Below are 26,547 nucleotides of genomic sequence, written 5' to 3'. Positions count from 1 at the left end.
GTTTTACACCGTTAAGGCAATAACCACATTAAGTTTGAATTATCGCCCTTAACATATAATCACTAAATTGTTTCAGGTTGCCCCATTTTTTTAAGAATGCGGTAATGGGAGCGAAGTGCCGATAAGAAAGTGCTGTTTTCATGATAAGGCAATCCAAATTCCAGCGCGGTTTGTTTTACAATAGTTGAAATTCGCCCATAATGTATATGGCAAATTTTAGGGAAAAGGTGATGTTCTATCTGTCGGTTTAACCCGCCAAGAAAGAATGCTGAGATTGGCGATTGGGTTGCAAAATTAGCTGTAGTACGCATTTGGTGTTCGGCCCAGGCTTCTTCCATATTACCTTCCGCATTGGTTATTGGAAAAGTTGTTCCTTCTACTACATGAGCCAGTTGAAAAACCAGTCCCATGGTTAAGCCTTGAGCCATGTGTAACACCACAAAACCGATTGCAACCTGCCACCAGGCAAGCGGCATAATCAGTATCGGTAAACCAATAAAAATAAAATAGTACAGAAACTTATAAAAAAAGAGGTTAAAGTATTCAACCTTCGGGTGCTTGTTCTTGCATGCACCCACACTTTTCTGGAAAAACTTTTTATAATCTTTACGAAACACCCAGGAAAGCGAAGCCAGGCTATATAAAGGGAAAGCATACCATTGCTGGAAACGCTGATGTGGTTTTAATTTATCCTCTGTACAAATTCGTATCAGGCCTGGTGCTACTTCAATATCTTCGTCATGGCCAGGAATATTGGTATAAGTGTGGTGTACCACATTGTGGGTAATGTTCCACACATACGGATTGGCCCCAACCATATTAAAAAGAAAACTGAAAAACGAGTTGATGCGTTTAGAACTCGAAAACGAACCGTGAATGGCATCATGGCAGATATTGAAACCAATGAAAGCACATACTGCACCAAGCAGAATAGTTAAACTTAACAGAATGGCGGTATGAAAAGAAGAAAGTAATATGGTTAAATAAAGTGCCAAAAATAAGATGAGGAAAAGGCAAGCTTTAGCCCACATCAGAAGATTGGCATTGATACTGATATTGTTTTCTTTAAAGTCGTTGTTTACTCTGCGGCGAACCTCCGCGTAAAATGTATTTCCCGGCAAACAAGGGAATTTTGCTTTTGATTTCATGATCTTGTGCGCTAATCTACCCCATGTACGAGGTCGATAACTCCAAGTTCATTAAGCTTTATGTATAGCCCGACTAATTAGCCTAGCTTAATTATAAACGTAAAATAATTCGTTTTAGTTTTCGACGAAGATAATAAATTAACTGTTGATGCAGCCGATAACCATGTTAAATTAAAAACATTTCGAGGCTTACGGCCAAAAAGGTGAAGGCATGCAAACTTGGCCTAACTATAATAGTTTGGAAATGAAAATCAATCAAAACACAGACTACTCGCTGTAGTTCCTCTTATTAGCAGCATAAATATGGTACCAAATGTACAGAATCCATATTAACACCACTGTGCTATAAACCAATTCGGGCTCAAATGAATCCCTTGTAGTTAATAACGCAATGGAGGAGATCAGGGCAGCCAGGAAGAAATAAAGAATATTTTTCATAACGTACTGATTTAATGAATGTTGGATTGAGTAAATATAATAAAATATCTCCTTAGTATCAATTGTTTGCAGAAATAAATTACCAGAATATGATAAAATAGCTTAATTATCTCTTTTATTTGATATTTTATGTTCATTTATCTGTTTTTTAATTAGTTATGATCTTAATAACTGAAGATTCTAGCGTCAAAATGTTTGAATTTCAGTTTTGAGCTGAATTTAAATCAGGCTTCAAGTTAGAAGACGTTTGTGAAGCTGTTTTACTTTAAAATCAAGCGAAAAATTAATTTAAAATTGAGGATTATAATGCTGTTGATAGATTAAAAACAGGTAGTTTGTTTGGATTTGGTGAAAAATGGGATAATAAGTAGGTAGAACATCATAAAATTGTGGCATTGGGGGATTTATATTTTTTTGTAAGTTTACCCGACACAACCAACCAAGAAACAAGAACACACACAAATGATTAAATTTTCTTTAAGCTTAATTTCTTTTACACTAGTTTTTTTTGGATTAAAAAACTTTTTTAGCGAACCGAAGATACAACGCGTATCACCTCCCGAATTAACGATAACCAATTTTGCTGGACCAGATGTTACACCCAGCCCAGCCTGCTTGGCTGTAGCGCCAACGGGAGAAGTATATGTTGGTGTTGATATGATCGGCTCTTTAGGTAAAGATCCTGGTAAAGGACATATCCTTAAATTGATAGATAAGGATAACGATGGTAAAATGGACGAGCATGTAGATTTTGCCGAAGTGGATAATCCACGTGGTATTATTGTTCAAGGCAATCAGGTTTATGTATTACATACCACTTTTTCTAAAGAAACAAAACAGGCTACAGGCATGAATTTGGTTGTTTTCGAAGATAAAGATGGCGATGGAAAAGCCGATGGACCCGAAAAACCGCTTATTGAGCATATCAGTAACGCCAAATATATTCGCGAACGTGGTACCGATCATGCCACCAATGGTATAAGAATGGGAATTGATGGATGGATTTATATTTCTGTGGGAGATTTTGGATTCCATGATGCGGTAGATCGTTCAGGTAAAAAACTAACCATGTTAGGGGGCGGGATTATGCGTGTTCGTCCTGATGGAACTGAAATGGAAGTATATACACACGGTACACGTAATGTTTATGATGTAGCTATCGATCCTTACATGAATGTTTTTACAAGAGAAAACACCAATGACGGTGGCGGATGGAATGTTCGTTTCTCTCATCACATACAATCCGGCGAATATGGTTATCCGGTTTTATTTCAGAATTTTACCGATGAAATTATTCCGGCACTTGCCGATTTGGGTGGAGGCTCGGGTACTGGAGCATTATTTATGGATGAACCAAACTGGCCTGAACAATATAACCATGTACCAATGATGGCCGATTGGGGCAGAAGCATGCTTTATATTCATAGAGTAACTACAGATGGTCCAACTTTTACCCAGAAAGACGAAGAATTTATTAAACTACCGCAAATTACAGACCTTGATGTAGATGGCTCAGGAAGATTATATCTGTCGGCTTGGGATGGCGCAGGTTATTCGGGTAGCCCGAATAAAGGTTACGTTGTTCGTGCAGTACCAAACAATTGGACCTACAAAGCTTTTCCTGATGTTAAAAAAGCTTCAATTAAAAAACTAACTGAACTACTTAAATCGAATAGTGCAGTAGGCCGTTTAACTGCTTCGCAAGAATTGGTTTCACGCAATGATAAACAGGCCATTTCAGCGGCTTTAAAAGTTGCTTCAGACCAAAGCTTAGCACTCGATGTCCGTATAGCTGGCCTGTATACCTATGCACAGTTGACAAAAGAAAACGGCATTGCAACTTTAGTTGAATTTACCAAGGATAAAGCAATAAAGGAATTTGCTTTAAAAGCACTTGCTGATCGTAAAGCGAATATAGATAAAGTGCCGGTTGAGCCATTTTTAGAAGGTTTAAAAGATCCTTCTCCTCGTGTTCAGGCGGCTTCAATAATTGGCTTAAACCGTTTGGGCAGGGTAGAAGTTGCCAATGTGCTTTTACAAACCAAGGTGCCTGCTTCGTTTACAGCACCTGCAAAAGGTATTGAAGGACCTCATGCCACACCAAATTCAGCCATTATATTGCCGCACCTTGCTGTACGTGCTTTAGTTGAGCTTAACGCTGTTGATGCACTACTCTCGGCCCTTAAAACTGAAAACTCAACCCTTGCACTTTGGGCATTGCGTTACATGCATGATGAAAAAGTGGTCAATGGTTTAATTGCCAACTACAAAGAATCAACAGATGAGAAATTGAAACAGCAGATACTGGTTACCCTGGGCCGTCTATATAAAAAAGAAATTGCCTATGATGCTACCTGGTGGTGGGGTACACGCCCCGATTCACATGGTCCATATTTTAAGGCTGTTTCGTGGGAAGGTTCTCCTATTATTGAGAAATTCCTGAAAGAAGAAGCAACAAAAGCCGGAGCGAAGGGGAAACAGTTTTATGTTGATTTGAATGCACGCCAAAGGATGGATATCCCAGAATTTGCCGAAGAAGAAAAAGTAGCTGCAGCCGAAGAACCAAAAATCGATCTGGAGAAAATTAAAAACAAAAAAGGTCAGGTTGGTAAATCATCTATTGAAGATGTATTGTTGGCCATCAACAAATTACAGGGCGATCCCTTAAAAGGAAGAAACATCTTTAATAACCAGGGATGTATTGCCTGCCACAGCTTAAGCAAAACCGAAAAAATGAAAGGACCGTTTATGGGGCAGATCGGTTCGATCATGAACCGCGAACAGATTGCAGAATCGATTTTAAAACCTAGTGCTTCTATCTCTCAGGGCTTTGCCACTGTAATGATTACAGCCAAAGGCGATCGTACCTATATGGGCTTTATAACAGAAGAAACAGCAGCCAAAGTGGTGGTTCGTAATATTGCAGGTGAAGTTTTTACTATTAAAGCAAGCGATATCTTATCAAGAAAAGAAATGGAAACTTCGATGATGCCTGAAGGCTTAGCTAATTCATTATCGTACGAAGAACTGGCTTCGTTAGTTTCTTTCTTATCCGAGCAGAAGAAATAGTTTCAAGTAGTTAAATTTGATAAGTATGGTACAGCCTATTAAAAAAAATCAGCTTGTCACAATTATATTTACCATTATAACCTTGTTTTGCTCAACGCTTGCAGTAGGGCAAAACAAGGAAATTGATTCCGCTTTTAAAATGCCTTTGCATCCAAGGTTATTGATAAGTCATGACCTTGAAAAACAGATCTTAGAAAATGTAAAGCGCGATACAAAGTTTAAACAGATCCACCAAGCCATACTATCCGAAGCAGATCATGTTTTAAACAAACCGGTATTGGAGCGGGTAATGATCGGTAAACGTTTGCTTAATGTATCAAGAGAAGCACTTAAACGGATTTATTATCTCTCTTATGCTTTTAGGCTTAGCCACGATAAAAAGTATGTAACCAGAGCAGAAAAAGAACTGCTTGTTGTATCTGGCTTTAAAGATTGGAACCCCAGTCATTTTCTTGATGTGGGTGAAATGACAATGGCTTTGTCAATAGGCTACGATTGGTTATATCAAGATTTACCACAATCAACCAGAAATATTGTTGCCCTTGCCATTCTCGAAAAAGGAATAAAGCCTTCAACAGACAATAAATATAATAACTGGTTAAATATTACCAATAACTGGAATCAGGTATGCAATGCGGGCATTTCATTTGGCGCAATCGCTACTTTTGAAGAACATCCGGCCTTATCGGCTAAGCTTATTAACCGGGCAATAAAAAGTGTAACCTTACCCATGAAACAATACGCTCCCGATGGTGCTTATCCCGAGGGCTATGGGTATTGGGAATATGGTACCACTTTTAATGTGATGTTTATTAGTGCATTAGAAGGTATTTTTCATCAGGATTTTGACTTAAGCGCTCAGCCTGGTTTCCTTAAAACGGCTGATTATCTGGATAATATGATGGCGCCATCGGGCAAGCCCTTTAACTATTCTGACTGCGGGGCCAATGCTGAATTTAACCCTGCACTTTTTTGGTTTGCATCAAAATTGAACGATCCTCGTTTACTCTGGATAACCCAAAAACAACTTGATGAGCAAATGCCATTAAAGAATAGGTTATTGCCATCTGCAATGATTTGGGGTGCAAAACTATCACTTAGTAATATTCAGCCTAAAAGTGCTAAATTTTGGATCGGAAATGGTCCAACTCCTGTTGCTTTAATGCGAAGTTCGTGGACAGATCCACTGGCTACTTTTGTGGGCTTTAAAGGTGGTTCGCCATCTGTTAGTCATGGCCATATGGATGTTGGGTCTTTCATCATGGAATCGCAAGGTGTACGCTGGGCAATGGATTTTGGGATGCAGGAATACGAATCTCTCGAATCAAAAGGTATTAACCTTTGGGACAGTAAACAAAATGCGCAGCGATGGAAAATATTCCGTTATAATAATTTTGCACACAATACCCTTTCAATTGATAGTACTTTGCAGAATGTTAAGGGAGATGCTGCTTTTATCAGGTATTCTGATAATAACCAGTTTATGAACGCAGTTGCCGATCTGAGTACCTTATATGCTGATAAACTAAAAAAATCGATAAGAGGCGTAGCCTTGGTTGATAAAAAAACGGTGCTGATTCGTGATGAAATAACGGTAGGAAATACGGATGTTACACTTCGGTGGTCGATGGTTACGCCTGCAACAGTGCAAATTATTAACGGACATACCATCGAATTGAGTTATAAAAACAAAAAATGTTATCTCACCGTGGATGCCGAAAGCAAAGTTAAAATGAAAACCTGGTCAACAGGCCCAGTTACAGATTATGATGCTAAAAATCCGGGAACTTCTATTGTAGGATTCGAAGTAAGACTCAAAGCTGATAGTGAACAAGCTATATCCGTTTTTCTAGATGCCGAGAATCCACCACAAAAAAACTTTTCTGCTAAACCAATAGCCAGCTGGCGTAAAAATAAATAAGGTTGGCAGCTGACATACTTCGCCACTAAGTTATAGGGCTTAATTTTCTGATAATTCTCTTTAAAAGTACACTAATAAATATTTTATTGTTATTGTCGAGCAATTTTTGTCATAAAAATGCGCCAGTTGTTTTGGTTTAAAAAAACAAAACTTACATTTAGCGATTAAATCTATATACCTAGTCGATGAGCAGATCGGGCAGGTATGACCACCAGTTATGGAAGACCATTTTTTTGAACAAATTATTAAGAACCCTCTTGAACAACCAAATATTCCACCCAATGAAGTAATATCCCTTTGGGCAGAAAAGCTAATTCAAGTACTTTTTCCAGAAAATTCTCCTAAAGTATTTTCAACAATTATAGATGTAAAGGAATATGTAGCTGTTTTGGAGCTTGAACTTTATGATATCATTTCGGCCAGCTGTAAGCTTAAAAATAGCGAATGTAAAAATGCAGCAGGTCAGTTTTTTGAAGAACTGCCAGCGCTTTACCGTGTATTGAATACCGATATTGTAGCGATTTATGAAGGCGATCCGGCTGCACAGAGTAGGTTTGAGGTCATTAGAACTTATCCTGGTTTTTATGCCATTTGTTTCTACAGAATTGCCCATATGCTTTATAATTTCGGTATACCATTGGTTCCGAGAATTCTTACCGAATATGCCCATTCCAAAACTGGTATTGATATCCATCCGGCAGCCAGTATTGGCGAATATTTCCATATCGATCATGGAACTGGGATTGTTATTGGCGAAACCAGTATAATAGGCCGTTATGTGAAACTTTATCAAGGGGTAACACTTGGTGCGTTAAGTGTTAAAAAAACATTAGCAGGCAGCAAACGTCACCCAACAGTAGAAGATAGGGTTGTAATCTATTCAGGGGCAACCATACTGGGTGGCGAAACCATCATCGGGCATGATAGCATCATCGGGGGAAACGTATGGCTTACTGAAAGTATCCCTGCTTTTTCTACAGCTTATCATTCTCCAATAATTACCATTAGAAACCATAAAGAAACCAAATAAATATATCAAAATATGGCAGGAATAATCGATCTGATCGGAAATACACCAATGGCTGAACTTCAAAAGCTGAATATTAACCCCGCTGTACGGGTATTTGCCAAATTAGAAGGAAATAATCCGGGTGGTAGTGTTAAAGACAGGGCGTCGCTCAATATGATCAGAAGTGCAATAGAGCGTGGCGATGTAGCTCCCGGAACTAAATTGGTGGAGGCTACAAGTGGTAATACCGGAATCGCATTGGCCATGATTGCAAGTTTATATAACTTAGAAATTGAACTGGTTATGCCAGCCAATTCTACGCGCGAACGTAAAGTAACTATGGAAGCTTTTGGCGCAAAAGTAACGTTGTTAGAAAGTATAGAAGAATGTAGAGATTATGCAGAAGAAAAAGGCGTTTCAAAAGGGTATTTTTTATTAAATCAATTTGCAAACCCTGATAATTATATGGCACATTATAAAACAACCGGACCTGAAATATGGAGAGATACCGAAGGTCAGGTTACACATTTTGTAAGTGCCATGGGAACAACAGGGACTATTATGGGGTGTTCGAGATTTTTTAAGGAAAAAAATAATGATATTCAGATTGTGGGCTGCCAACCTACCGAAGGGGCTTCTATTCCCGGTATCAGGCGTTGGCCCGAAGAATATTTACCAAAAATATTCGATCCGCTAAGGGTAGATCGCGTAATGGATATTGCACAGGAAGAAGCAACCCTAATGTCGAGAAGAATGGCTAAGGAAGAAGGTTTATTTGCAGGCATGAGCTCAGGAGGTGCCTGCGCCGCTGCTTTGAAGCTTGCTGGCGAGCTAGATAAAGGAACCATTGTTTTTATCGCTTGCGATCGGGGAGATCGCTACCTAAGCAGCGATCTTTTTGGTTAAGCAAAAATTATTAATCTTGTTGGGCCTTTTTTGATAAAAGCATCCGAACCCTTTGAGTAATGGCATCCATTTCAAAGGGTTTTTCTATATAATCATCCCAATGCGTTTTGTAATAAGTGGTTTTATGAATACCATGGCGTGCCGACATGAGTAGAATAGGAACGGAACTATGAACAGATAGCTTTAATTCTGTACATACCGCCCTTCCATCAGTCATACCAAGCAAAGTATCCATTAAAATAATATCGGGTTGGAAGGCAGCAATTTTGGCATGTAAATCTACCACATTGGAAAGATTCATTGTAATATAACCTTCAAATTCGAAGATCATCTTTATGGCATCAAGCGTTGCAGGGTGATCTTCGATAATTAATATTTTTGGTTGAGATAGCGATAACATTTTTTTGTATTAGTAATTAAGGAAAGCTAAGGTTACCTGCGCCTCGTTTTTTTAACAATAGCTCAAATATTTTCGAGTCCGTTCTGGTAAGGCTATCAAGAGAGTTGCGCAAACTCTGGTTTACCAGGCTTAAATTGGTAAACATGGTTCTGAGTGTTTCGTTTTCATCCCTTAGTTCTAAAAGCTCGTTGGCTATGCTGCCAAAATCTCTAATCCAGCTGTCGAAACAATCTTTATCAATTTCTAGGGCGGTATAAATTTCCTCGGGATCTCTGCCGTTGTAAAATTCTTGGATGCTGCCAATAATTTTAGCAGGGGTGTTATTCGGTTTCATGGTTGGTTTCGGAAATGCTGTTGTGCAGAAGGCTAAACCGTCCCCTGTCTAGACCTCCTGCGGCACAGCATTTTATTTTTAAAAATTTTCGTTAAGGGATAGGGACAAAGAAATATAGCGTTTAAGGCTTATCAAAATTTTTATCTACGCAGTTATACGCATCAATTTTAAGTGTTTGGCTTTCAGTAAGAAAGATGGAATGTGATTGGTATTTGGTTCATTATATATAGTTTTTGATGAATTAGCGTTTTAAATAAGCCATGCCTTCAGGCGTGTAACAAATCATCCCGGAAAAGACCGTTTCTGTCGACATGGCTAAAATATAAGTACAACCCAGACAAAAGCATTAAGCCTGTTCGGTTAAAAAACGGTATCGCACCGCATGCACTCTACATAGCTATATGCAAAGAGGGTGCGGTAGGTTGTTTTGGGGAATACTCATTTCTACGCATAAGTATGTAAGTTATTGTAATAAAGTGTGTTAGTTTATTTTTGATATTTTTTATTAAGATAATAGCAAAGAAAAAGCTATTTGTTTTTGTATATTATTTAGGACGATTGGTAAGGCCTAACATCCAAGTGTGCATATTTGTTTCGCCATCTATTCCCAGTTTTTTCCTGATTCTATATTTTCGGCTTTCTACAGCACGCACACTTAGTTTACAGGTTCTGGCAATCTCTTTAGTGTCGAAATTTAACCTGATATAAGCACAAAGTGTCAATTCTGCCGGTAGTAGTTGAGGCGAAACCTGAAGAAGCCGCTCGATAAAGATAGATTCGGCCTCGCTAAACCGCTTCATAAATGATGGGTCTCTGGTATGGGCAAGTTCGATTAATGCTTTTAAAGAAAAATGTTCAACAGGTTTTTCTGGTTTTGCATCGAGTTGTTTACGGTAACCTTCTACCTGTTCTTGAAGCAGGATACGTTGCCTCCTAAAATGCGCATTATGTCTTGTTAATAACCTTAACCGTTGGCCGTAAAGACCAAGACTAATAAGTATTCCTTCAATTATACCAGCTAAAGTGAGTAAATTAAAACTATAAGATTGAAAGGGAATGAGTTTCGTTAAGCAAAAAACAAGGTAGATAGAAGTAAGCGCCACTGGAATCCATCCAAATACGTAACACCAGATGAATGGATTGTTTTTGGCATACCCGCGAATGATAATAACTTTAACACTACTGAAGAGAAAAAGTAAGGAAGTTAATAAAAATAAAATTTGTGTAAGCATATTGGTCATGCTTCTGGCATCCCATAACGAGCAGATTAGGATTAAACCCCATCCAAACATTAATGCCTTAAAGAATTTATGAAGCTGCGGGAGCTGCCTTTTGAGTTTTAAAAAATAACTGTTAAACAGAATGGTAGAAATGTAGCCGAGGGCGATAAAAAAGTGTGCATGGACTAAAATAAACCTGGCTATTGGTTGGCCCAGTAGTAAGCCATAGCCTTGAAGGTAACAGACCATCACAATGAAATAAAGCAAAATAATCCGGGCTATATAAAGGGCAAAGAGTTTACTCCGTGTAACAACAAACATAAAAACATGGAAAATGAGAATCATCAGCGCAATACCCATGTAAATAGGCTGTAAACTATGCTCATTAAATAAGGCATGGTTTAATACTGACTCCGTAACCAGTTTAACAGGTACAAGTAAAGTGTTCATTGCCCTCATCCTCACATATACTTCACCAATAGGGGCTTTTACTTGTTGTAAGGGAAATACATAACCAGTACCCAGAATGTTATCATTTCGCTTCAGGTTAAACATACCGGAGTTAATCTGGTTTATCTTCCCTTGTTCATCACGATAAAATACATCGATAGTATCGATATTGGCATATTCGATATACAGATAGGGGATGGTTTGGTTGTTTTTTGTAAAACGGAATTTCATCCACCATACTTTTCCACTGGTTCCGCCATTAAAAATTGCTGATTCACCTTTCGAAAAACGTTCTGCCTTAAATTGTTCTACCTTTTCAAAAGATGTTGTTTTGAGAGCGTCCTGCCAAAAGTATCCTGCTTTACCAACGTTAACAAAAGTTTGTTTTTCTACCTGGATTAACGGTTGCGCCATGCAAAAGCTGCCTTCTATTAAGAAAGCGATAAGAATAAAAATGGTCTTCATTAATTAAACCAATGTAAAAAAGCTGGGATGACTTATTACAAGGGAAAAATTATAGTTTTATAATAGAAAATCCAAATTTTATCTGAAAAAAGAATACAATCTTAATGGCTTGGCATTCGCATCAAATTTGTATTTTAGACCGAGCCCAAAATTATATGCACCAACTGATTATACAATATGCTTTCCTGCTTGCAATTATTCTATTTGTGGTAATGTTGGCACAAAAAATCCGTGTAGCATATCCTATTTTGCTGGTAATTGCAGGCTTAGCATTGAGTTTTTTGCCCATACTTCGCAATATTGAGATTGAACCAGAGCTTATTTTTGTAATCTTTTTGCCGCCATTGTTATATGAAGCTGCATGGAATACTTCCTGGAAAGACTTCTGGAAGTGGCGCAGAGTGATCAGCAGTTTTGCTTTTCCCATTGTTATTCTTACTTCTAGTATTGTTGCTTTAATTTCTCAAAGTTTAATTCCAGGTTTTACATGGGCGCTGGGTTTTTTGTTGGGGGGTATTATTTCTCCACCAGATGCGGTATCGGCATCAGCCATACTTAAAAGTGTTAAAGTGCCCAAAAGGCTTACCACAATTATAGAAGGCGAAAGTTTACTAAACGATGCATCCAGTTTAGTGGTATTCCGCTTTGCATTAGCTGCAGTAATGACTGGTAGTTTCGTGTTTAGTAAGGCTGCTGGCAATTTTGTGCTGGTTATTGTAATGGGTATTTTAATAGGGATTGCGGTGGCTTTAGTTTTTTATGCTTTGCACCGATGGCTGCCCACCACTACAAATATTGATATTATTCTTACTTTTTTAACGCCATACGTCATGTACATAACCGCAGAGGAGTTTGAGTTTTCTGGTGTTTTGGCTGTAGTAAGTGGTGGTTTGTTTCTTTCAGCCCGCAGAGACCAAATTCTTACCCATCGGAGCCGCTTGCAGGGCATAAATGTTTGGGAAGCCGTAGCTTTTGTACTGAATGGCTTTGTTTTTTTGTTAATTGGCTTAGAATTTCCAGTAATTATTCATGGTTTGGGTAGCGATGGTCTTTTGCCAGCTATCCGTTACAGTGCTATTATTTGCCTGGTTTTAATCGTTACGAGGTTCGCGAGTACCTATGGTGCTTTGTATTTTACACGTTTCATTAGCCGCTATATTACCACTGCCGACCCCAATCCAAACTTGAAAGCGCCTTTACTTTTTGGCTGGGCGGGAATGAGAGGAGTGGTTTCTTTAGCGGCGGCGCTTTCTATTCCGATAGCTTTAAAATCAGGTGAAGCTTTTCCTCAGCGCAACTTAATCTTATTTATCACTTTCAGTGTGATATTGGTTACCTTGGTTTTACAAGGCTTAACATTACCCGCTTTAATAAAATGGGTAGACATGCCCGATCCGGATTATACTGTTTCTTTCGAACAGCAAAAACAAATGGTAAGAAAGAAATTATCCATGTTATCACTTAAAATCCTGGATGAAAAATACCACGAAGCCTTATTGCACAACGATATGATCAGGTCGATAAAAATCCGTATTGAGGCAGAAATGGAATTGTTGAGAGATTGGGAAAAAGAAGAGAACATTTCAAGGTCTGAAGGCTTTTATCACGACTATCGCGTTGCACTTGAAGATATTATGGCCGAACAGCGTATTTTGCTGAAAGGGTTAAATAAAAAAGAGCAGATTAATGATGAACTGATCAGAGAACAGCTAGAACTGCTCGATCTTGAGGAAGAAAAACTTCGCAGGCATTTTAGTCATAGAGATATATAAATACTCTTTTAGTACACTAAAACTGGCTAATTTATTTTGTGTATAACTCACTATTAGTAACATCCGAAATGATTAAATATTATGATATATTTGCTAATTAATTTAGTAAGTATGTCGGTAAAGGTTAATATCACTTCGAAGGGAATACAAAAGGTACTTAAAAACTATAATGAAAAGCAGGCTATTGCTGAGTATATTTGGAACGGTTTTGATGCCAATGCGAATACAATCCATGTAGATTATGTAGCTAATCCACTTGGTCTTTTAGCACAGTTAACGATTGCTGATAATGGTTATGGAATTAATTTCGACCGCTTACAACAAAAATTCGATCCTTTTTTCGAATCTGAAAAATCCATTCAGATTGTAGCGCCAAAACATACCTCCAAAATGCATGGTCGTAATGGGGTTGGGCGACTTACCTTTTTTACCTTTGCGCATGATGCTGTTTGGCGTACTACTTATCAATCAGAAAAAGGGTTTCGTTATGGCGAAATACACATTAACACAGGTGGTTTAAACAGTTACAGCTACGATTTTTCCACTGCTCCGAACAATACTGGTGAGACTGGAACAACTGTTTCTTTTACTAATTTAAGAATAAGTCAACAAGACATAGAAGAAACAGTACTTCCTTTTTTGATAAACGAATTCTGTTGGTTTATTGAATTGAATAAACACAAAAAATACTCGATTACTGTAAATGGAGAAGCTTTAGATTTTAGCAGCAATGTTAAAACCATAGAAGAATTTAGTCTTTTTTATCCTGATACTGCTGTTACATTTAAGATTAAATATGTTCATTGGAAAGAAAACCTGCACAAAGAACTATCTAAATACTACTTTTTGGCTGGTGGAGAAGAAATTTATAAAGATTACACCACCTTAAATAAAAAGAGCGACGATTATTTCCATAGCGTTTATATCGATAGTGATTTTTTCCGTGACTTCGATTTTAAGAGTTTCGAAAATGAGGGACAGGTGGCCATATTTGGTGCCGCTAAATCTTCGGCAGAGTACCGTTTTCTAATTAAAGCGTTAACAGAATATCTTAAAAGTAAACGTAAGCCTTTTTTAAAAGAATATGCCAACCGCCTAATTGAAACTTATGAACAGGATGAGATATTTCCGGTTTATGCCAGCGAAAGAGAAAAAGAATTAAGGAAACCAGCGTTGGTTGATTTAATTAAGGCATTATATGAAGTAGAACCTAAATTGTTTAGCAGTTTAAACACCGATCAGAAGAAAACCTTTGTACGTCTGGTCGATCTTTTAATGCGTGCTAATCTGCTTGATGAAATTGTTGAAATGTTCAATAGCATAATCGAACTTGAAGCCGACGAGCAGGATGAGTTATTGCAATTGATAAAAGGCCTGGAAACGACAAAAAATTAGATTGATATTAATCAGTAATTTAGTAATTTGTTGCTGATAAAAACAGCATTATATGACCTGTTATCGAAATCTTTGCGATTGTGATAATATATAGCCATTTTTATAGCTGCAGTTTAGTTGTTAAGCCCGTTTTATGAAGATCATTTTTTATTAAATCTTACTGTTTTTGTATGACTGAGCAGGTAGGATATTTTGGAACAAATATTTCCATAAAAATTTACGGGTTAAGCGAAAAATCGGTTACAATAACATTTGGAACGGCAATCGATAACGATTTGTTGGCACTGATTACCGATTTTAATCGATTGCTGCTGCAAAATCCTTTTCCTGGTTTAATTACCACAGTTCCGGCTTATACTACATTAACTGTTTTTTTTGATCCCTTAAGTGTAATGCTATCCGATCTACCAGGTGAAGTTTGTTTGGAAAAAGTATCTGCACATTTAAATAAAATTGCACAAACAAAAAGAGAAAAATCGAAGCTAATAGCTAATAAACTGGTTATTCCAGTGTGTTATGGGGGCGATTTTGGTCGGGATCTTTTAACAGTAGCCCGCACTAATAACCTTACCGAAGCAGAGGTAATCGATATTCATACGGCCGGGGAATATATTGTCTTCATGATCGGATTTGTGCCAGGTTTCGCCTATATGGGCGGAATGGATGCCAGATTATCGACTCCTAGAAAAGAGGTTCCTGATGCTAAAATACCTGCAGGATCTGTAGGCATTGCAGGCAACCAAACTGGTATTTACCCTATGGAAACACCTGGCGGATGGCAGATTATTGGCAGAACACCATTAAAAATGTTTGACGTAAACCGTTTACAGCCATCACTTTTAAAGGGAGGTGATACGGTTACTTTTAAAGCCATCGATATAAACGGGTTTAATGCTTATGCCGAAATATGAGTATGAAAATCAGCATCATTAAGCCAGGCTTGTTAAGTACCGTCCAAGATATGGGGCGATACCGATATCTTTCGCAGGCTGTACCTGTTTCGGGCGCCATGGATGAATTGGCTCACCGGTTAGCCAATAAGGCAGTTGGTAACGATGATAACAATGCTACCATTGAGTTTACCTATGCAGATGCTTCATTTAAAGCTGAAACACCCATTTTAATTTCTTATTCTGGCGATGGTGCATTTTTAGTTTACAATAATGAATTAATGCCTGCAGAAAAGCCACTGTTTTTTCGGGCAGGTTCCGTTATAAAGTTGATTAATAATCCTATTGGAGTGCGTACCTATTTGGCTATTGCCGGTGGGTGGGATGTGCCTGACATAATGGAAAGTAAAAGCACTTATCTTACCGCTGCTTTTGGTGGCTTTAAAGGGAGAGCATTACAAAAAGCAGATGTTTTGGTTGGCGGTACCTTACTTAGCGAAGTATCAAATAGAATATTGGCTCAATTGATCGAACGATCGTTAACCTATCCAAATTGGCGCATTTCGAGAGAAAGTTTACTGCCAGAAAAAAGACAGAGCATTAGAATTGTACTTGCTAATGAAATCAGTTGGTTCGATGCAACATCCATTATTTCGTTTTTAACCAGTACCTACATTATAGATAGAAGGAGTAATCGTATGGGCTATCATTTATCCGGAAAGCCACTGGTAAGGAAAGTTAAAAAGGAATTGCTCAGCACCGCAGTAACACCTGGGATTATCCAGGTAACTGGGAGTGGGGATTTGGTTATACTCATGGCCGACTGTCAAACAACAGGGGGGTACCCACGTATTGCTCACGTTGCAGCAGTCGATTTGCCTTTATGTGCCCAGCTTAAACCCGGCGATGCAATTCATTTTTCTGAAATTTCGAGAGATGAGGCAGAAGAACTTTATCTCGAACGTGAACACGATTTATCATTGATTACTATGGCAATAAGCCTTAAATATATTAATACATGAAGATGATCGATCTTAATTGTGATATGGGAGAAGCATTTGGAAACTATGCCATGCCCAATGATGAAAAACTGATGGATTATATTTCATCGGCAAATATTGCCTGTGGTTTCCATGCCGGCGATCCGGCAGTAATGCAACAAACCGTAAACTTAGCATTAAAAAAAGGAGTCGCCATAGGGGCGCACCCTGGTTTGCCCGATTTGCAAGGTTTTGGCCGTAGAGAAATGAAAATTAGTCCAAGTGAGGCCTATCAGCTTACTTTATACCAAATTGGTGCATTAAGCGGTTTTGTAAAAGCCGCGGGTGGTAAATTGCATCATGTTAAAGCACACGGTGCATTATATAATATGGCTGCAAAAGATACCACTTTGGCAAAAGCCATTGTGCAGGCCGTTTCCGATTTCGATCCGGGTTTAATCTTATATGCTTTAGCAGGAAGTAAAATGATTGATGAAGCTGTAAAACAGGGGATTGCAACCGCATCTGAAGTTTTTGCCGATCGTAGTTATCAGGATGATGGTTTGCTTACTCCACGATCGGCAGACAATGCATTAATTACCAATGAGGAAGATGCTATCAATCAGGTATTGGGATTTGCTTTAAACCAGGAAGTAAATAGCATCAACGGAAATCGCATTAGGGTTAAAGCCGAAACGGTTTGCTTGCATGGTGATGGTGAACACGCTGCTGCCTTTGCTAAATTAATAGCTGAACGCTTACAAAAAGAAGGTATCATAATTAAAGCTCCAGCAATATGAAGCCAAAATACAATTGGAGTATACTCTTAGGTGCAGCTTTTTTAATGGCTTCATCGGCCATTGGTCCTGGATTTTTAACACAAACTGCTGTTTTTACCCAACAGTTGGGTGCAAGTTTTGCGTTTGTAATATTACTATCCATCATATTAGATGCCATTGCCCAGTTAAACATCTGGCGGATTATTGCAGTTGCTGATCAACCTGCTCAAGATATAGCCAATAAGGTATTTCCTGGGCTGGGCTATTTTATTTCTTTTCTGGTTTTTTTAGGTGGCTTGGCTTTTAATATTGGTAATATTGCTGGCGCTGGCTTAGGACTTAATGTATTATTCGGCATTAGTGTAGGGCAGGGTGCTGTAATAAGCGCTATTATGGCAATAGGGATCTTTATTTACAAAGAAGCTGGCAAAGCAATGGATGTTTTTGCTAAAACCATGGGGCTGATTAAAATTGTACTCGCCTTAATTATAGCTTACACCAGCTCGCCGCCATTGGCAGAAGCCGCAATAAGGGCTGTAAACCCCACGCAGTTTAGTTTTACGGCAGTATTAACCATAGTTGGTGGAACAGTTGGTGGTTATATTACTTTTTCAGGCGCTCATCGCTTATTGGATGCCAGGCAAACCGGAATCCAGAATTTGGGCGCCGTAAATAAAGGTGCATTAAGCGCCATCGGACTTGCATCTATTATGCGCTTATTGTTGTTTATTGCTGCTTTGGGGGTAGTAAGTAAAGGTTTTACTTTAGATCCATCCAATCCGGCAGCTTCGGTTTTTAAATTGGCCAGCGGCGAAATAGGGTATAAGATTTTCGGTGTAGTGATATGGGCTGCAGGGATTTCTTCGGTTGTGGGCTCGGCATATACTTCCATCTCTTTTATCAAAAGCTTTCATCCACTCATATTAAAGTTTAACAGAGAGATTACTATTGCTTTTATAGCTATTTCCTGTATTATTTTTATCCTTATCGGTAAACCTGTTAAAATACTGCTTACCGTAGGCGCCATAAATGGTTTTATTTTACCTATTGCACTAGGTATTATGCTTATTGCTGCCTATAAAACCAAAATTATCGCAAATTATAAACAACCGTTTTGGTTAACCTTAACAGGCTTAGCTGTAGTATTAACCATGGTTTGGATGAGTTATGGTACTATTATACAAATGATAAACGGGGATTAAATTTTTATAAAATGAATACAATTACCAAATACTTTTGCTTGTTGCAACTACTGAGTACAACCTGTTTTGCGCAGCAGGGTAAAAATCCAGTAGCCATTGAGCCTGGAGTTTCTCTTGAGCTGGCAAGTTCCAGAAGTGCAGCCATAAGTAATATTCAATATCAGCTCCATTTTACCATTCTAGCAGAGCAGACAGCATTAATTCAATCAACTGAAAGTATTGATTTTAAGCTCAATAATTTAATTTACCTGCAGGTAGACTTTAAGCAAAATGCCGATCATTTAAAACGGATATCGGTTAATGGAAAAGTTATACCTATCGATTTTAAAGCGGAACATATCTTAGTAAAGCAAGATTATTTAAAGGTGGGAAATAATCGTATCGAAATCGAATTTATCGCCGGTAACGAATCGCTAAACAGAAATAAAGATTTTTTATATGCCCTTTTTGTTCCTGATCATGCCAGAACGGTATTTCCCTGCTTTGATCAGCCCGATTTAAAGGCTAACTTTTTACTTTCATTAACTGTTCCAACTCATTGGAAGGTAATGGCTAATGCGGTTAAAAAAGATTCCCTGGCACAAGGTAATTCCATCACCTATCATTTTAATCGTTCGGATAAATTACCCACCTATTTATTCTCTTTTACCGCAGGAAAATACACCCTGATCAATCGGGAAATGAAAAATAACAAAATGGAATTTCTGCACCGGGAAACCGATTCGGCTAAAATTAAGCTCAGTGTAGATTCTGTTTTTATAGCACATCGCGATGCCATCGATTTTTTGGAAGAGTGGACAGGGATAAAATATCCTTTTCAGAAAATAGGCTTTGTCAGTATTCCAGATTTTCAGTTTGGCGGTATGGAACACCCTGGTGAGGTGCAATATAAAGCATCAGCATTGTTTTTAGATCAGGGTGCAACTAAAGATCAATTCATTTCGCGTTCAAATTTAATTTCGCACGAAACAGCGCATATGTGGTTTGGCGATCTGGTAACCATGAAGTGGTTTAATGATGTTTGGATGAAAGAGGTTTTTGCCAATTTTATGGCTGATAAGGTAACCGAAAAATTAATGGGTAAAAACACTTTTGATCTTAAGTTTTTACAAGATCATTATCCGGCCGCCTATGGAGTAGACAGAACATTGGGCGCTAATCCCATTCGTCAGCAATTGGACAACTTACAGGAAGCCGGATCGATGTATGGAAATATAATTTACCATAAAGCGCCAATTATGATGCGCCAACTGGAATTATTGATGGGCAAACAGAATTTTCAACAAGGAATAAGGGAGTATCTGAAAAAATACAGTTATAGCAATGCAACATGGAATGATCTGATCGTCATTTTAAGTAAATACAGTAAAAGTGATCTCCAGAATTGGAATAAAGTTTGGGTAAATGAGCCAGGAAGGCCAGTTTTTAGTTACCATGTTAAATACAATGGTGATAAAATAAGCGATTTAAGCCTAAACCAAAATAGTGAGATGGGGGAAACACGGGTTTGGCCGCAATCTTTTACGGTTAAGCTTGTTTACCCTAACTATAGTAAGATTTTGGTGGTAAATGCTAAGACCGCTAAAACCGATTTAATAGCGGCAAAAGGTTTTCCAAAACCACAATACATTCTATTTAATGCAAACGGAGCCGGATATGGCCTTTTCCCGATTGATAAAGAGGCGATGGCAAATCTTTATCATATTACTGATCCGTTAGAACGGGCATCGGCTTATATCAATGCTTATGAAAATATGCTTTCGGGTAAAAGCAATAAGCCTAAAGAACTTTTAGACATATTTTTACAGGGATTAGTTGTTGAGAAAAACGAGATGAACCTTAGGCTGATTACGGGCTACCTAACTAATATTTACTGGACTTTTCTTACCGCAGAAGTACGGAATGCCATGAATGAACGTATTGAGAAAACAATATGGAATGCAATGGAGCAACAGCAAACGCAAAATAACAAGAAGATTTTGTTCAATGCTTATCAAAATGTGTATCTGAGTGCTGGTGCCGGGAAACGTATGTATGATATCTGGCTCAAGCAAACTGCACCAAATGGAATTAAATTGTTAGAAGATGATTATAGTGCGCTTGCCCTAACGCTGGCACTTAAAACAGACACTACAAACACAATCTTAAAAGATCAGTTAGATCGCACCAAAAATGAAGATCGTAAAAACCGGTTGATTTATTTAATGCCTGCATTATCTTTAGATGTTAAGGAAAGGGATCATTTCTTTAATGGCTTAAAAGAACGTAATAACCGCCAAAAAGAAGCTTGGGTAACTACGGCTTTATCTTATTTACATCACCCTATTAGGCAAAAAACATCTATTCGTTACTTGAAAGAAAGCTTAGATTTATTGATAGAAATACAGAAAACAGGAGATATATTTTTCCCACAATCGTGGTTATCCGCTATATTTTCGGGTTATAACAACAAAGAAGCAAATGCAGTTGTACAGGATTTCTTAAAATCACATCCTGCTTACAATCCTAAGTTAAAAGATAAAATTTTGCAGACTACCGATAATCTTCGCCGGGCACAGATTATTGTACATTAAACTTTAAAATAAATGAATTTGTTACATACAGGTTTAGGAAGAATTTATACTTTTGTCGCGAGAGCGTTAATTTAGATTTGAAAAGGGTAAGCATTAATTTGTTTGCCCTTTTCTTTTGCGATTAAATCGTAATCGTCATGCTGAACTTGTTTTACTAACCTGAGTTGGATTATTTAGTGTGCAAAAATTTGGTTGAGGACGTTTTTTTGGTAATGAATACGTTTTTTACAGGTAGAATGTGTGAGAAAAGATCGCCCGGTTCCCGTTAATTTTGATTATTTCACTCTGGACAGCCATAATTTTAGTACATTAGTTAAACAAAAGGATGATCATCCAATTTAGTCAATCTGACTAAAAATCCCCCCCCAAAAAAAAAACTCCAAATCCCACTTGTACCCCACATTTACCCCACGTTTAGGCCAGCTTCCGCCCAGGCTTGGCTGCACCCTGCTGTGTACCTACTTGCCTACAGTTTCAGATTTACTTCAGTTGAGCTAAAGACTTGTTGAAGGTCAGCGCTGTCAAAGATTTGCATCGCTTTTGATGGGCAGGTTAACATGAGCTAAACAAAAGGTAAAGAACACCTTACCTTAGGATTATTGTGGTCTATAACCGTGGCGGTATTAAGGTATAGAAGCGGTATAGAGATTAACTTACAAAACGCTTGAAATATTTAGCTGCTGGCTATTCCGTGGTCAGCAGCTTATAAAGACTCTGAAATGAATTCAGGAAGAAAGACGAAATCTATACTTATGCCCCTTTAAATGCCTCCTATATGGTAAAGAAGCAAAAATTAGATGCTTTATTAATTGGCCTTCTAATTAAAAGATTCGGTTTCGTTATTCAGGTCATCTAATAAACCATTCAATAAAATTTCTCTTTTATCTTCTATCGAAATATCATCCTGGATATAAACCGTTAGGTTTGTGTTTTCTGTGGCTTGGGTATACATACTATATTGGGCTGATTTATGCTTGTCAATTAAATGGCTATAACTATCTAACGTTGCTTTTTAGATATAGTTTGTAACTTTTTTAATTGTTGAGTTAAATCAATCCCTTCATGCTTGCATCACCTCCAAAATAGATTACCTGTGGTTATCCAAAACCTGTAATAAATAATTTAAGTCTTCTTCTGTATTGTAATAATGAAAAGAAATCCTTGTGCCAGTTCCCCGTGGTGAACAAAGTATTTTGGCGGCGGCAAGTTTATCTACTGTATTTTGGTCCAAGGGCATACTCATAATCGTTGATTGATATTTTCTGTCAAGTATCCAATCGGGTACTAACCCTCTTGTATTTAACTCCAATCTTGCTTGATTACTGAGCTTTTGCGTGATTTTTTCAATCCGATCGAAGCCGAACGAAGCAAGATAATTTAAACTTTCATTTAATGTGCCGAAGTTTAAGGTATCCAGATGTCCAGGTTCGAAACACATCGATAAATGATCTTTTCCTTTTAAAAAAGGCGCTGTAGGCAGCTCCGCCAATTTGTTTTTTGCGTATATCGCATCTTTCATCTGATCAGAAAGAAAGGCGTAGCCGTTTCCATATCCGGCCAAAAGCCATTTGTATCCACTACCAATTAATGCATCTAAACCCGATTTTTCAAAATTAAAGGTTGTAGTGCCCAAAAACTGAGTACCATCACCAATCAATAACAGATTAGGGTAGGTTGTTTTTAGCTTCTGAATAAAATCATCGTCCATTCTGAAGCCACTAATGTACTGCACCATGCTAAATGCCAGCACGGTAGGTTTAAATTTCTCAATGGCATTAATGATATTCTCCTCCAGTTTTTCATCGATTGTGATGCTATGATAATCGAACCCCGTACTGATTACCGGGTAACTTACCGATGGGTATTCTTCTTCTAAAAGCAAAAAACGATGACTTTTATCCAGTCCACTCAATAAAATATTAAAGCCCACCGAAAAATTCTGAACGAGATACGTGTTTTCTGGCTTTGAGCCAAAAAGTGTCGTTATATTGTTCCTGAGATCGGTAATGATGGGCAGGTTTTCCATTCTGAAAATGCTTCCACCTGCAGTAAATGCTTCGTCATGTTGCGTTCGCCATTCAGCCAGATTGGTCGATAAAATACCAGAATTGGCAGTGTTGAGGTAAGTATATTCTTTGAGGATCGGGAAAGATAGGTTCATGTTCAAGTTTAAAGGAATTCTGTGTTAAAAAAATAATTCAGATGTTAAGTTAAAAGCCCAAAACATTGATGTGCAATTTCGTATTCCTCATTAGTTGGAATAACCAATATCTTAACTTTTGAATCTGTTGTGTTAATCTCTTTTAGTTCGCCCTTATAGGCTGTATTTTGATTCGGGTCTAATTCAATACCCAGATAGTCTAACTCTGAACATACTGCCTCGCGCATGTTGCTATCGTTTTCACCAACACCTGCGGTAAATATAATGGCATCAATGCCATTTAAAACAGCAGCATAGGCGCCAATAAATTTCTTAATCCTGTAGGCATATAGATTAATGGCTAAAGCTGCAGCTGCATTTCCTTCGCTTACCATTTTTCTGATGTCGCGCATATCACTCGAGCCACCCACACCCAAAAGTCCAGATTGTTTGTTAAGTAAGGCACTCAGTTGTTCCAGCGTATATCCAGAATGCTCCATTAAATGAAAAATAACCGATGGATCGATATCGCCAGAACGCGTACCCATCATTAATCCACTTAATGGTCCAAAACCCATACTGGTATCTATCGATTTGCCATTTTTAATAGCCGTTATACTGCAGCCATTTCCTAAGTGAATGCTGATTATTTTAGTGTCTTTTTTGTTTAACCAATTAATCGCCTGTTCGCTTACATATTTATGGCTGGTGCCATGAAATCCATATACCCTAATGCCGTGCTCTTTATAATACCATTCTGGAATGGCATAACGATAAGCCTGTTCTGGTATGGTTTGATGAAATGCCGTATCGAATACTGCAATTTGCCTGGCATTTACAAAAGTCTGCTCAGCCACTTCAATACACTTATAATTAACGGGGTTATGCAATGGAGCAAGTGAAAATAGTTTTTTGATCTGATGTTTCACATCGTCAGTAATAATTGTCGGACCAGAAAAATGTTCACCGCCGTGCACTACACGATGACCAACAGCAGCAATATCATCAGGACTCGCGATTACTGCATATTCTCCCTCGGTTAATAATGCTAAAACCTGTTTTAATGCTTCACCGTGGTTAGAAATAAAACCTGTTTCTTCTATGCTGTGTTTTTTGTTATTGGTATAAACCGTGTGTTTTATAAACGAGCCCTCAATGCCAATCCGTTCAACAAGTCCACTGCAAACGGGTGATTTTTTTGGCATTTTAAAAAGTTGGTATTTTAAGGAACTGCTTCCCGAGTTGATTACTAAAATGTTCATGTTTAAATGTCTTGACATTGGATCGCTGTAATAACAACGGTGTTAAAAATATCATCTACTGTACAACCGCGGCTCAAATCGTTTATCGGTTTGTTCAATCCCTGCAACATCGGGCCAATGGCCAATGCCCCGGTTTCGCGTTGTACTGCTTTGTAGGTATTGTTGCCGGTATTTAAATCGGGGAAGATCAGCACACTTGCTCTACCTGCCACCTCAGATCCAGGTAGTTTTTGTTTACCCACGAGGGGATCTACGGCGGCATCGTATTGTATGGGGCCTTCAATTTTTAATTCCGGATGCCGTGCTTTAACTATGGCAGTTGCTTCTCTTACACGTTCAACATCTTCACCTTCGCCTGATGTGCCTGAAGAATAAGATAACATGGCAATACGCGGCTCAATACCGAATTTAGCACTGCTTTCAGCTGAGGAAATAGCTATTTCAGCTAGTTGCTGGGCAGTAGGATTGGGGTTAACCGCACAATCGCCAAATATGGCTACACGCTCTGGCAAGCACATGAAGAAAATAGAAGAAACTACAGATACTCCAGGTTTGGTTTTAACAAACTGCAAAGCTGGTCTGATGGTATGTTGCGTGGTATGTACGGCACCCGAAACCATTCCATCTGCATCGCCTTTATAAACCATCATGGTACCGAAATAAGAAACATCTGTCATCATATCCCTGGCCATTTCCATATTCACGTTTTTAGCTTTACGCAACTCGTACAAGGTTTCTACATAATCGTTATATTGTGTCGATTTTTTAGGATCATGTATTTTTATAACATTAAGATCTAAATTTAGTCCAAGTCTTTTTACACTGCCAGTAATTTCGACTGGGTCTCCCAAAAGTGTAATGTCTACAATATCTTGTGCAATAAGTTTTTCAACTGCTTTCAGAATGCGTTCATCATTTCCTTCAGGTAGTACAATATGTTTTTTATCACGTTTGGCCCATTTAACCAGCTGGTATTGGAACATATGCGGTGTGATGCCTTGGTAGCTGAAGGTGATGATTTTATCATCAAGCGCTTTTATATCTACATACTTTTCGAAAAGTTCTATGGCTATCGCAATTTTTTTCTTGTTCTCAATGGTGATTTTTGAATGGATACCGCCAATAGTTGTAGTGGTTTCGAAAGTTCCTTTTTGTACGGCGATTATGGGGATAATGGTTTGTAAACCTTCAATCAATTTAATAATCGGTTCATCGGGTAAACTACCTGCGGTTAAAACAATACCTGCAATTTTTGGGTAATTGGCCGATAAATTAGCCTGAAGTGCACCAATGATAATATCGCCTCGATCGCCTGGAGTAACAATAAGCAGGTTATCTTTAATGTGTCTTAAAAAATTAGGCAACATCATGGCCCCAGTTACAAAATTATCAACCTGATTATCCATCAGTTCGGCACCGAAGAGTACCTCGCCACCAAGCGCCAATGTAATTTCTTTCATTGTTGGACTTTGTAAGCCTGTTTCGGTTGGAATCACAGCAATAAGTAATTCGGCCGGCAATTGATTGGTTAAAGCTTGTTTAATACGCTCTGCCTCCTCCGGATTTACCATATTGGCCACTACACCCAATACCTGTACATCGCGCAACAGGAAGTTACGGTAGATATTGATGGCTGATTTAAAAAGCTGACTAGCTGTTTTATTCTTTCCTGATACTACAATTAAAACAGGTGCACCTAAGTTCTTAGCCATTAAAGCGTTCGATTCGAACTCAAATGCCATACCTTCGCCTAAAAAATCGCTTCCTTCAATTACGGTGAAATCGTAGTTATCTTCGAGCTTTTTATACTTACTGATGATGGTATTGATAATTGCCCCGCTATCTTCTGATTGGTGGAGCATTTCTTGCCGGGTAAAAGCAAAAGCATCCTCATAGTTAACAGGGAGCGAAAAATAATCTAACATGGCTTCTACATGCTCATCTTTTTTATTCTGATCGTCTTGTGCAATAATGGGTTTAAAATAACCTACTTTTTGGGTTTTTGCCAATAACATATTGATCATCCCAAAAGCAATTACTGATTTTCCGGTATAGGGTTCGGCCGAAGCAATAAATATATTTTTAGTCATAATAAGGAGCAGTGTATAGGAATAAACCAATTATGCCCAATATAGCTGGAAATATTTATTTTAAAAACTAAAGCAGGTTAAGTTTTAAGAGCAATATGGAAATA

20 protein-coding genes are annotated in these 26,547 nt (G+C 38.1%); 11 read left to right on the top strand and 9 right to left on the bottom strand.

Annotated elements, in window-relative coordinates:
• Positions 1-62 precede the first annotated feature (62 nt).
• Together FHT21_RS10275 and FHT21_RS10270 are read right to left on the bottom strand one after the other, a co-directional pair.
• On the bottom strand, positions 63-1,148 hold the full coding sequence (locus tag FHT21_RS10275) for an acyl-CoA desaturase (protein ID WP_167294576.1): 1,086 nt from the start codon (positions 1,146-1,148) through the stop codon (positions 63-65).
• A 267-nt stretch (positions 1,149-1,415) separates the two neighbouring features.
• Positions 1,416-1,586, bottom strand: coding sequence for a hypothetical protein (locus FHT21_RS10270; RefSeq protein ID WP_167294575.1), 171 nt, complete (start codon positions 1,584-1,586; stop codon positions 1,416-1,418).
• Between the two features lie 462 nt (positions 1,587-2,048).
• Here FHT21_RS10270 and FHT21_RS10265 point away from each other — a divergent pair, with 462 nt between their 5' ends.
• From FHT21_RS10265 to cysM, 4 genes are all read left to right on the top strand, one after another.
• The gene (locus FHT21_RS10265; protein WP_167294574.1) at positions 2,049-4,655 is read left to right on the top strand and encodes a PQQ-dependent sugar dehydrogenase; all 2,607 of its coding nucleotides are present in this window, start codon (positions 2,049-2,051) and stop codon (positions 4,653-4,655) included.
• A 139-nt stretch (positions 4,656-4,794) separates the two neighbouring features.
• On the top strand, positions 4,795-6,576 hold the full coding sequence (locus FHT21_RS10260; RefSeq protein ID WP_208398902.1) for a heparinase II/III family protein: 1,782 nt from the start codon (positions 4,795-4,797) through the stop codon (positions 6,574-6,576).
• A gap of 217 nt (positions 6,577-6,793) precedes the next feature.
• Positions 6,794-7,606 (top strand): serine acetyltransferase, encoded by an 813-nt coding sequence (locus tag FHT21_RS10255; RefSeq protein WP_167294572.1) that lies wholly within the window; start codon positions 6,794-6,796, stop codon positions 7,604-7,606.
• Positions 7,607-7,618: 12 nt separating this feature from the next.
• The gene (gene cysM / locus FHT21_RS10250; RefSeq protein ID WP_167294571.1) at positions 7,619-8,491 is read left to right on the top strand and encodes a cysteine synthase CysM; all 873 of its coding nucleotides are present in this window, start codon (positions 7,619-7,621) and stop codon (positions 8,489-8,491) included.
• Between the two features lie 10 nt (positions 8,492-8,501).
• Here cysM and FHT21_RS10245 read toward each other — a convergent pair whose 3' ends face one another.
• From FHT21_RS10245 to FHT21_RS10235, 3 genes are all read right to left on the bottom strand, one after another.
• Positions 8,502-8,891: a response regulator gene (locus tag FHT21_RS10245; RefSeq protein WP_167294570.1), complete on the bottom strand. Its 390-nt coding sequence runs from the start codon at positions 8,889-8,891 to the stop codon at positions 8,502-8,504.
• Between the two features lie 16 nt (positions 8,892-8,907).
• Positions 8,908-9,225: a hypothetical protein gene (locus tag FHT21_RS10240; RefSeq protein ID WP_167294569.1), complete on the bottom strand. Its 318-nt coding sequence runs from the start codon at positions 9,223-9,225 to the stop codon at positions 8,908-8,910.
• 545 nt (positions 9,226-9,770) lie between these two features.
• Positions 9,771-11,360 (bottom strand): 7TM-DISM domain-containing protein, encoded by a 1,590-nt coding sequence (locus FHT21_RS10235; protein WP_167294568.1) that lies wholly within the window; start codon positions 11,358-11,360, stop codon positions 9,771-9,773.
• 155 nt (positions 11,361-11,515) lie between these two features.
• Between FHT21_RS10235 and FHT21_RS10230 the strand changes: the two genes are divergently transcribed.
• The 7 genes from FHT21_RS10230 to FHT21_RS10200 all read left to right on the top strand — a co-directional run bounded on the left by FHT21_RS10230 (position 11,516) and on the right by FHT21_RS10200 (position 20,951).
• The gene (locus FHT21_RS10230; RefSeq protein ID WP_167294567.1) at positions 11,516-13,132 is read left to right on the top strand and encodes a Na+/H+ antiporter; all 1,617 of its coding nucleotides are present in this window, start codon (positions 11,516-11,518) and stop codon (positions 13,130-13,132) included.
• Between the two features lie 81 nt (positions 13,133-13,213).
• Positions 13,214-14,527: an ATP-binding protein gene (locus FHT21_RS10225; protein ID WP_167294566.1), complete on the top strand. Its 1,314-nt coding sequence runs from the start codon at positions 13,214-13,216 to the stop codon at positions 14,525-14,527.
• Positions 14,528-14,697: 170 nt separating this feature from the next.
• Entirely contained in the window at positions 14,698-15,438 is a 741-nt protein-coding gene (pxpB, locus tag FHT21_RS10220) for a 5-oxoprolinase subunit PxpB (protein ID WP_167294565.1), read from the top strand.
• Complete coding sequence (locus FHT21_RS10215; protein ID WP_243853954.1) at positions 15,435-16,439, top strand: biotin-dependent carboxyltransferase family protein; 1,005 nt, start codon at positions 15,435-15,437, stop codon at positions 16,437-16,439. The genes pxpB and FHT21_RS10215 overlap by 4 nt, the downstream gene beginning before the upstream one ends.
• Before the next feature lie 2 nt (positions 16,440-16,441).
• Positions 16,442-17,197 (top strand): LamB/YcsF family protein, encoded by a 756-nt coding sequence (locus tag FHT21_RS10210; RefSeq protein WP_279590021.1) that lies wholly within the window; start codon positions 16,442-16,444, stop codon positions 17,195-17,197.
• A complete protein-coding gene (locus FHT21_RS10205; RefSeq protein ID WP_167294563.1) occupies positions 17,194-18,378 on the top strand; it encodes an NRAMP family divalent metal transporter in 1,185 nt (394 codons plus the stop codon). The genes FHT21_RS10210 and FHT21_RS10205 overlap by 4 nt, the downstream gene beginning before the upstream one ends.
• 11 nt (positions 18,379-18,389) lie before the next feature.
• A complete protein-coding gene (locus FHT21_RS10200; protein WP_167294562.1) occupies positions 18,390-20,951 on the top strand; it encodes a M1 family aminopeptidase in 2,562 nt (853 codons plus the stop codon).
• An 817-nt stretch (positions 20,952-21,768) separates the two neighbouring features.
• Here the strand turns inward: FHT21_RS10200 and FHT21_RS25040 are convergent.
• The 4 genes from FHT21_RS25040 to pta all read right to left on the bottom strand — a co-directional run bounded on the left by FHT21_RS25040 (position 21,769) and on the right by pta (position 26,443).
• Entirely contained in the window at positions 21,769-21,903 is a 135-nt protein-coding gene (locus FHT21_RS25040) for a hypothetical protein (RefSeq protein ID WP_255524619.1), read from the bottom strand.
• 135 nt (positions 21,904-22,038) lie between these two features.
• The gene (locus tag FHT21_RS10195) at positions 22,039-23,112 is read right to left on the bottom strand and encodes an aminotransferase class V-fold PLP-dependent enzyme (protein ID WP_167294561.1); all 1,074 of its coding nucleotides are present in this window, start codon (positions 23,110-23,112) and stop codon (positions 22,039-22,041) included.
• Between the two features lie 44 nt (positions 23,113-23,156).
• Complete coding sequence (locus tag FHT21_RS10190) at positions 23,157-24,353, bottom strand: acetate kinase (protein WP_167294560.1); 1,197 nt, start codon at positions 24,351-24,353, stop codon at positions 23,157-23,159.
• A gap of 2 nt (positions 24,354-24,355) precedes the next feature.
• A complete protein-coding gene (gene pta, locus FHT21_RS10185) occupies positions 24,356-26,443 on the bottom strand; it encodes a phosphate acetyltransferase (protein WP_167294559.1) in 2,088 nt (695 codons plus the stop codon).
• Positions 26,444-26,547: the final 104 nt, after the last annotated feature.

Source organism: Pedobacter sp. SG908 (assembly GCF_011759615.1).
Classification (GTDB): Bacteria; Bacteroidota; Bacteroidia; order Sphingobacteriales; family Sphingobacteriaceae; genus Pedobacter; species Pedobacter riviphilus.
Note: the sequence above shows the minus strand (reverse complement) of the source record. Positions and strands in the feature narration are given on the sequence as shown.

What these genes read in the sequence shown, in the direction of transcription:
- FHT21_RS10275 (WP_167294576.1), bottom strand. Translation starts at nt 1,148, where the DNA reads ATGAAATCAAAAGCAAAATTCCCTTGTTTGCCGGGAAATACATTTTAC.
- FHT21_RS10270 (WP_167294575.1), bottom strand. Translation starts at nt 1,586, where the DNA reads ATGAAAAATATTCTTTATTTCTTCCTGGCTGCCCTGATCTCCTCCATT.
- FHT21_RS10265 (WP_167294574.1), top strand. Translation starts at nt 2,049, where the DNA reads ATGATTAAATTTTCTTTAAGCTTAATTTCTTTTACACTAGTTTTTTTT.
- FHT21_RS10260 (WP_208398902.1), top strand. Translation starts at nt 4,795, where the DNA reads ATGCCTTTGCATCCAAGGTTATTGATAAGTCATGACCTTGAAAAACAG.
- FHT21_RS10255 (WP_167294572.1), top strand. Translation starts at nt 6,794, where the DNA reads ATGGAAGACCATTTTTTTGAACAAATTATTAAGAACCCTCTTGAACAA.
- cysM (WP_167294571.1), top strand. Translation starts at nt 7,619, where the DNA reads ATGGCAGGAATAATCGATCTGATCGGAAATACACCAATGGCTGAACTT.
- FHT21_RS10245 (WP_167294570.1), bottom strand. Translation starts at nt 8,891, where the DNA reads ATGTTATCGCTATCTCAACCAAAAATATTAATTATCGAAGATCACCCT.
- FHT21_RS10240 (WP_167294569.1), bottom strand. Translation starts at nt 9,225, where the DNA reads ATGAAACCGAATAACACCCCTGCTAAAATTATTGGCAGCATCCAAGAA.
- FHT21_RS10235 (WP_167294568.1), bottom strand. Translation starts at nt 11,360, where the DNA reads ATGAAGACCATTTTTATTCTTATCGCTTTCTTAATAGAAGGCAGCTTT.
- FHT21_RS10230 (WP_167294567.1), top strand. Translation starts at nt 11,516, where the DNA reads ATGCACCAACTGATTATACAATATGCTTTCCTGCTTGCAATTATTCTA.
- FHT21_RS10225 (WP_167294566.1), top strand. Translation starts at nt 13,214, where the DNA reads ATGATATATTTGCTAATTAATTTAGTAAGTATGTCGGTAAAGGTTAAT.
- pxpB (WP_167294565.1), top strand. Translation starts at nt 14,698, where the DNA reads ATGACTGAGCAGGTAGGATATTTTGGAACAAATATTTCCATAAAAATT.
- FHT21_RS10215 (WP_243853954.1), top strand. Translation starts at nt 15,435, where the DNA reads ATGAGTATGAAAATCAGCATCATTAAGCCAGGCTTGTTAAGTACCGTC.
- FHT21_RS10210 (WP_279590021.1), top strand. Translation starts at nt 16,442, where the DNA reads ATGATCGATCTTAATTGTGATATGGGAGAAGCATTTGGAAACTATGCC.
- FHT21_RS10205 (WP_167294563.1), top strand. Translation starts at nt 17,194, where the DNA reads ATGAAGCCAAAATACAATTGGAGTATACTCTTAGGTGCAGCTTTTTTA.
- FHT21_RS10200 (WP_167294562.1), top strand. Translation starts at nt 18,390, where the DNA reads ATGAATACAATTACCAAATACTTTTGCTTGTTGCAACTACTGAGTACA.
- FHT21_RS25040 (WP_255524619.1), bottom strand. Translation starts at nt 21,903, where the DNA reads ATGTATACCCAAGCCACAGAAAACACAAACCTAACGGTTTATATCCAG.
- FHT21_RS10195 (WP_167294561.1), bottom strand. Translation starts at nt 23,112, where the DNA reads ATGAACCTATCTTTCCCGATCCTCAAAGAATATACTTACCTCAACACT.
- FHT21_RS10190 (WP_167294560.1), bottom strand. Translation starts at nt 24,353, where the DNA reads ATGAACATTTTAGTAATCAACTCGGGAAGCAGTTCCTTAAAATACCAA.
- pta (WP_167294559.1), bottom strand. Translation starts at nt 26,443, where the DNA reads ATGACTAAAAATATATTTATTGCTTCGGCCGAACCCTATACCGGAAAA.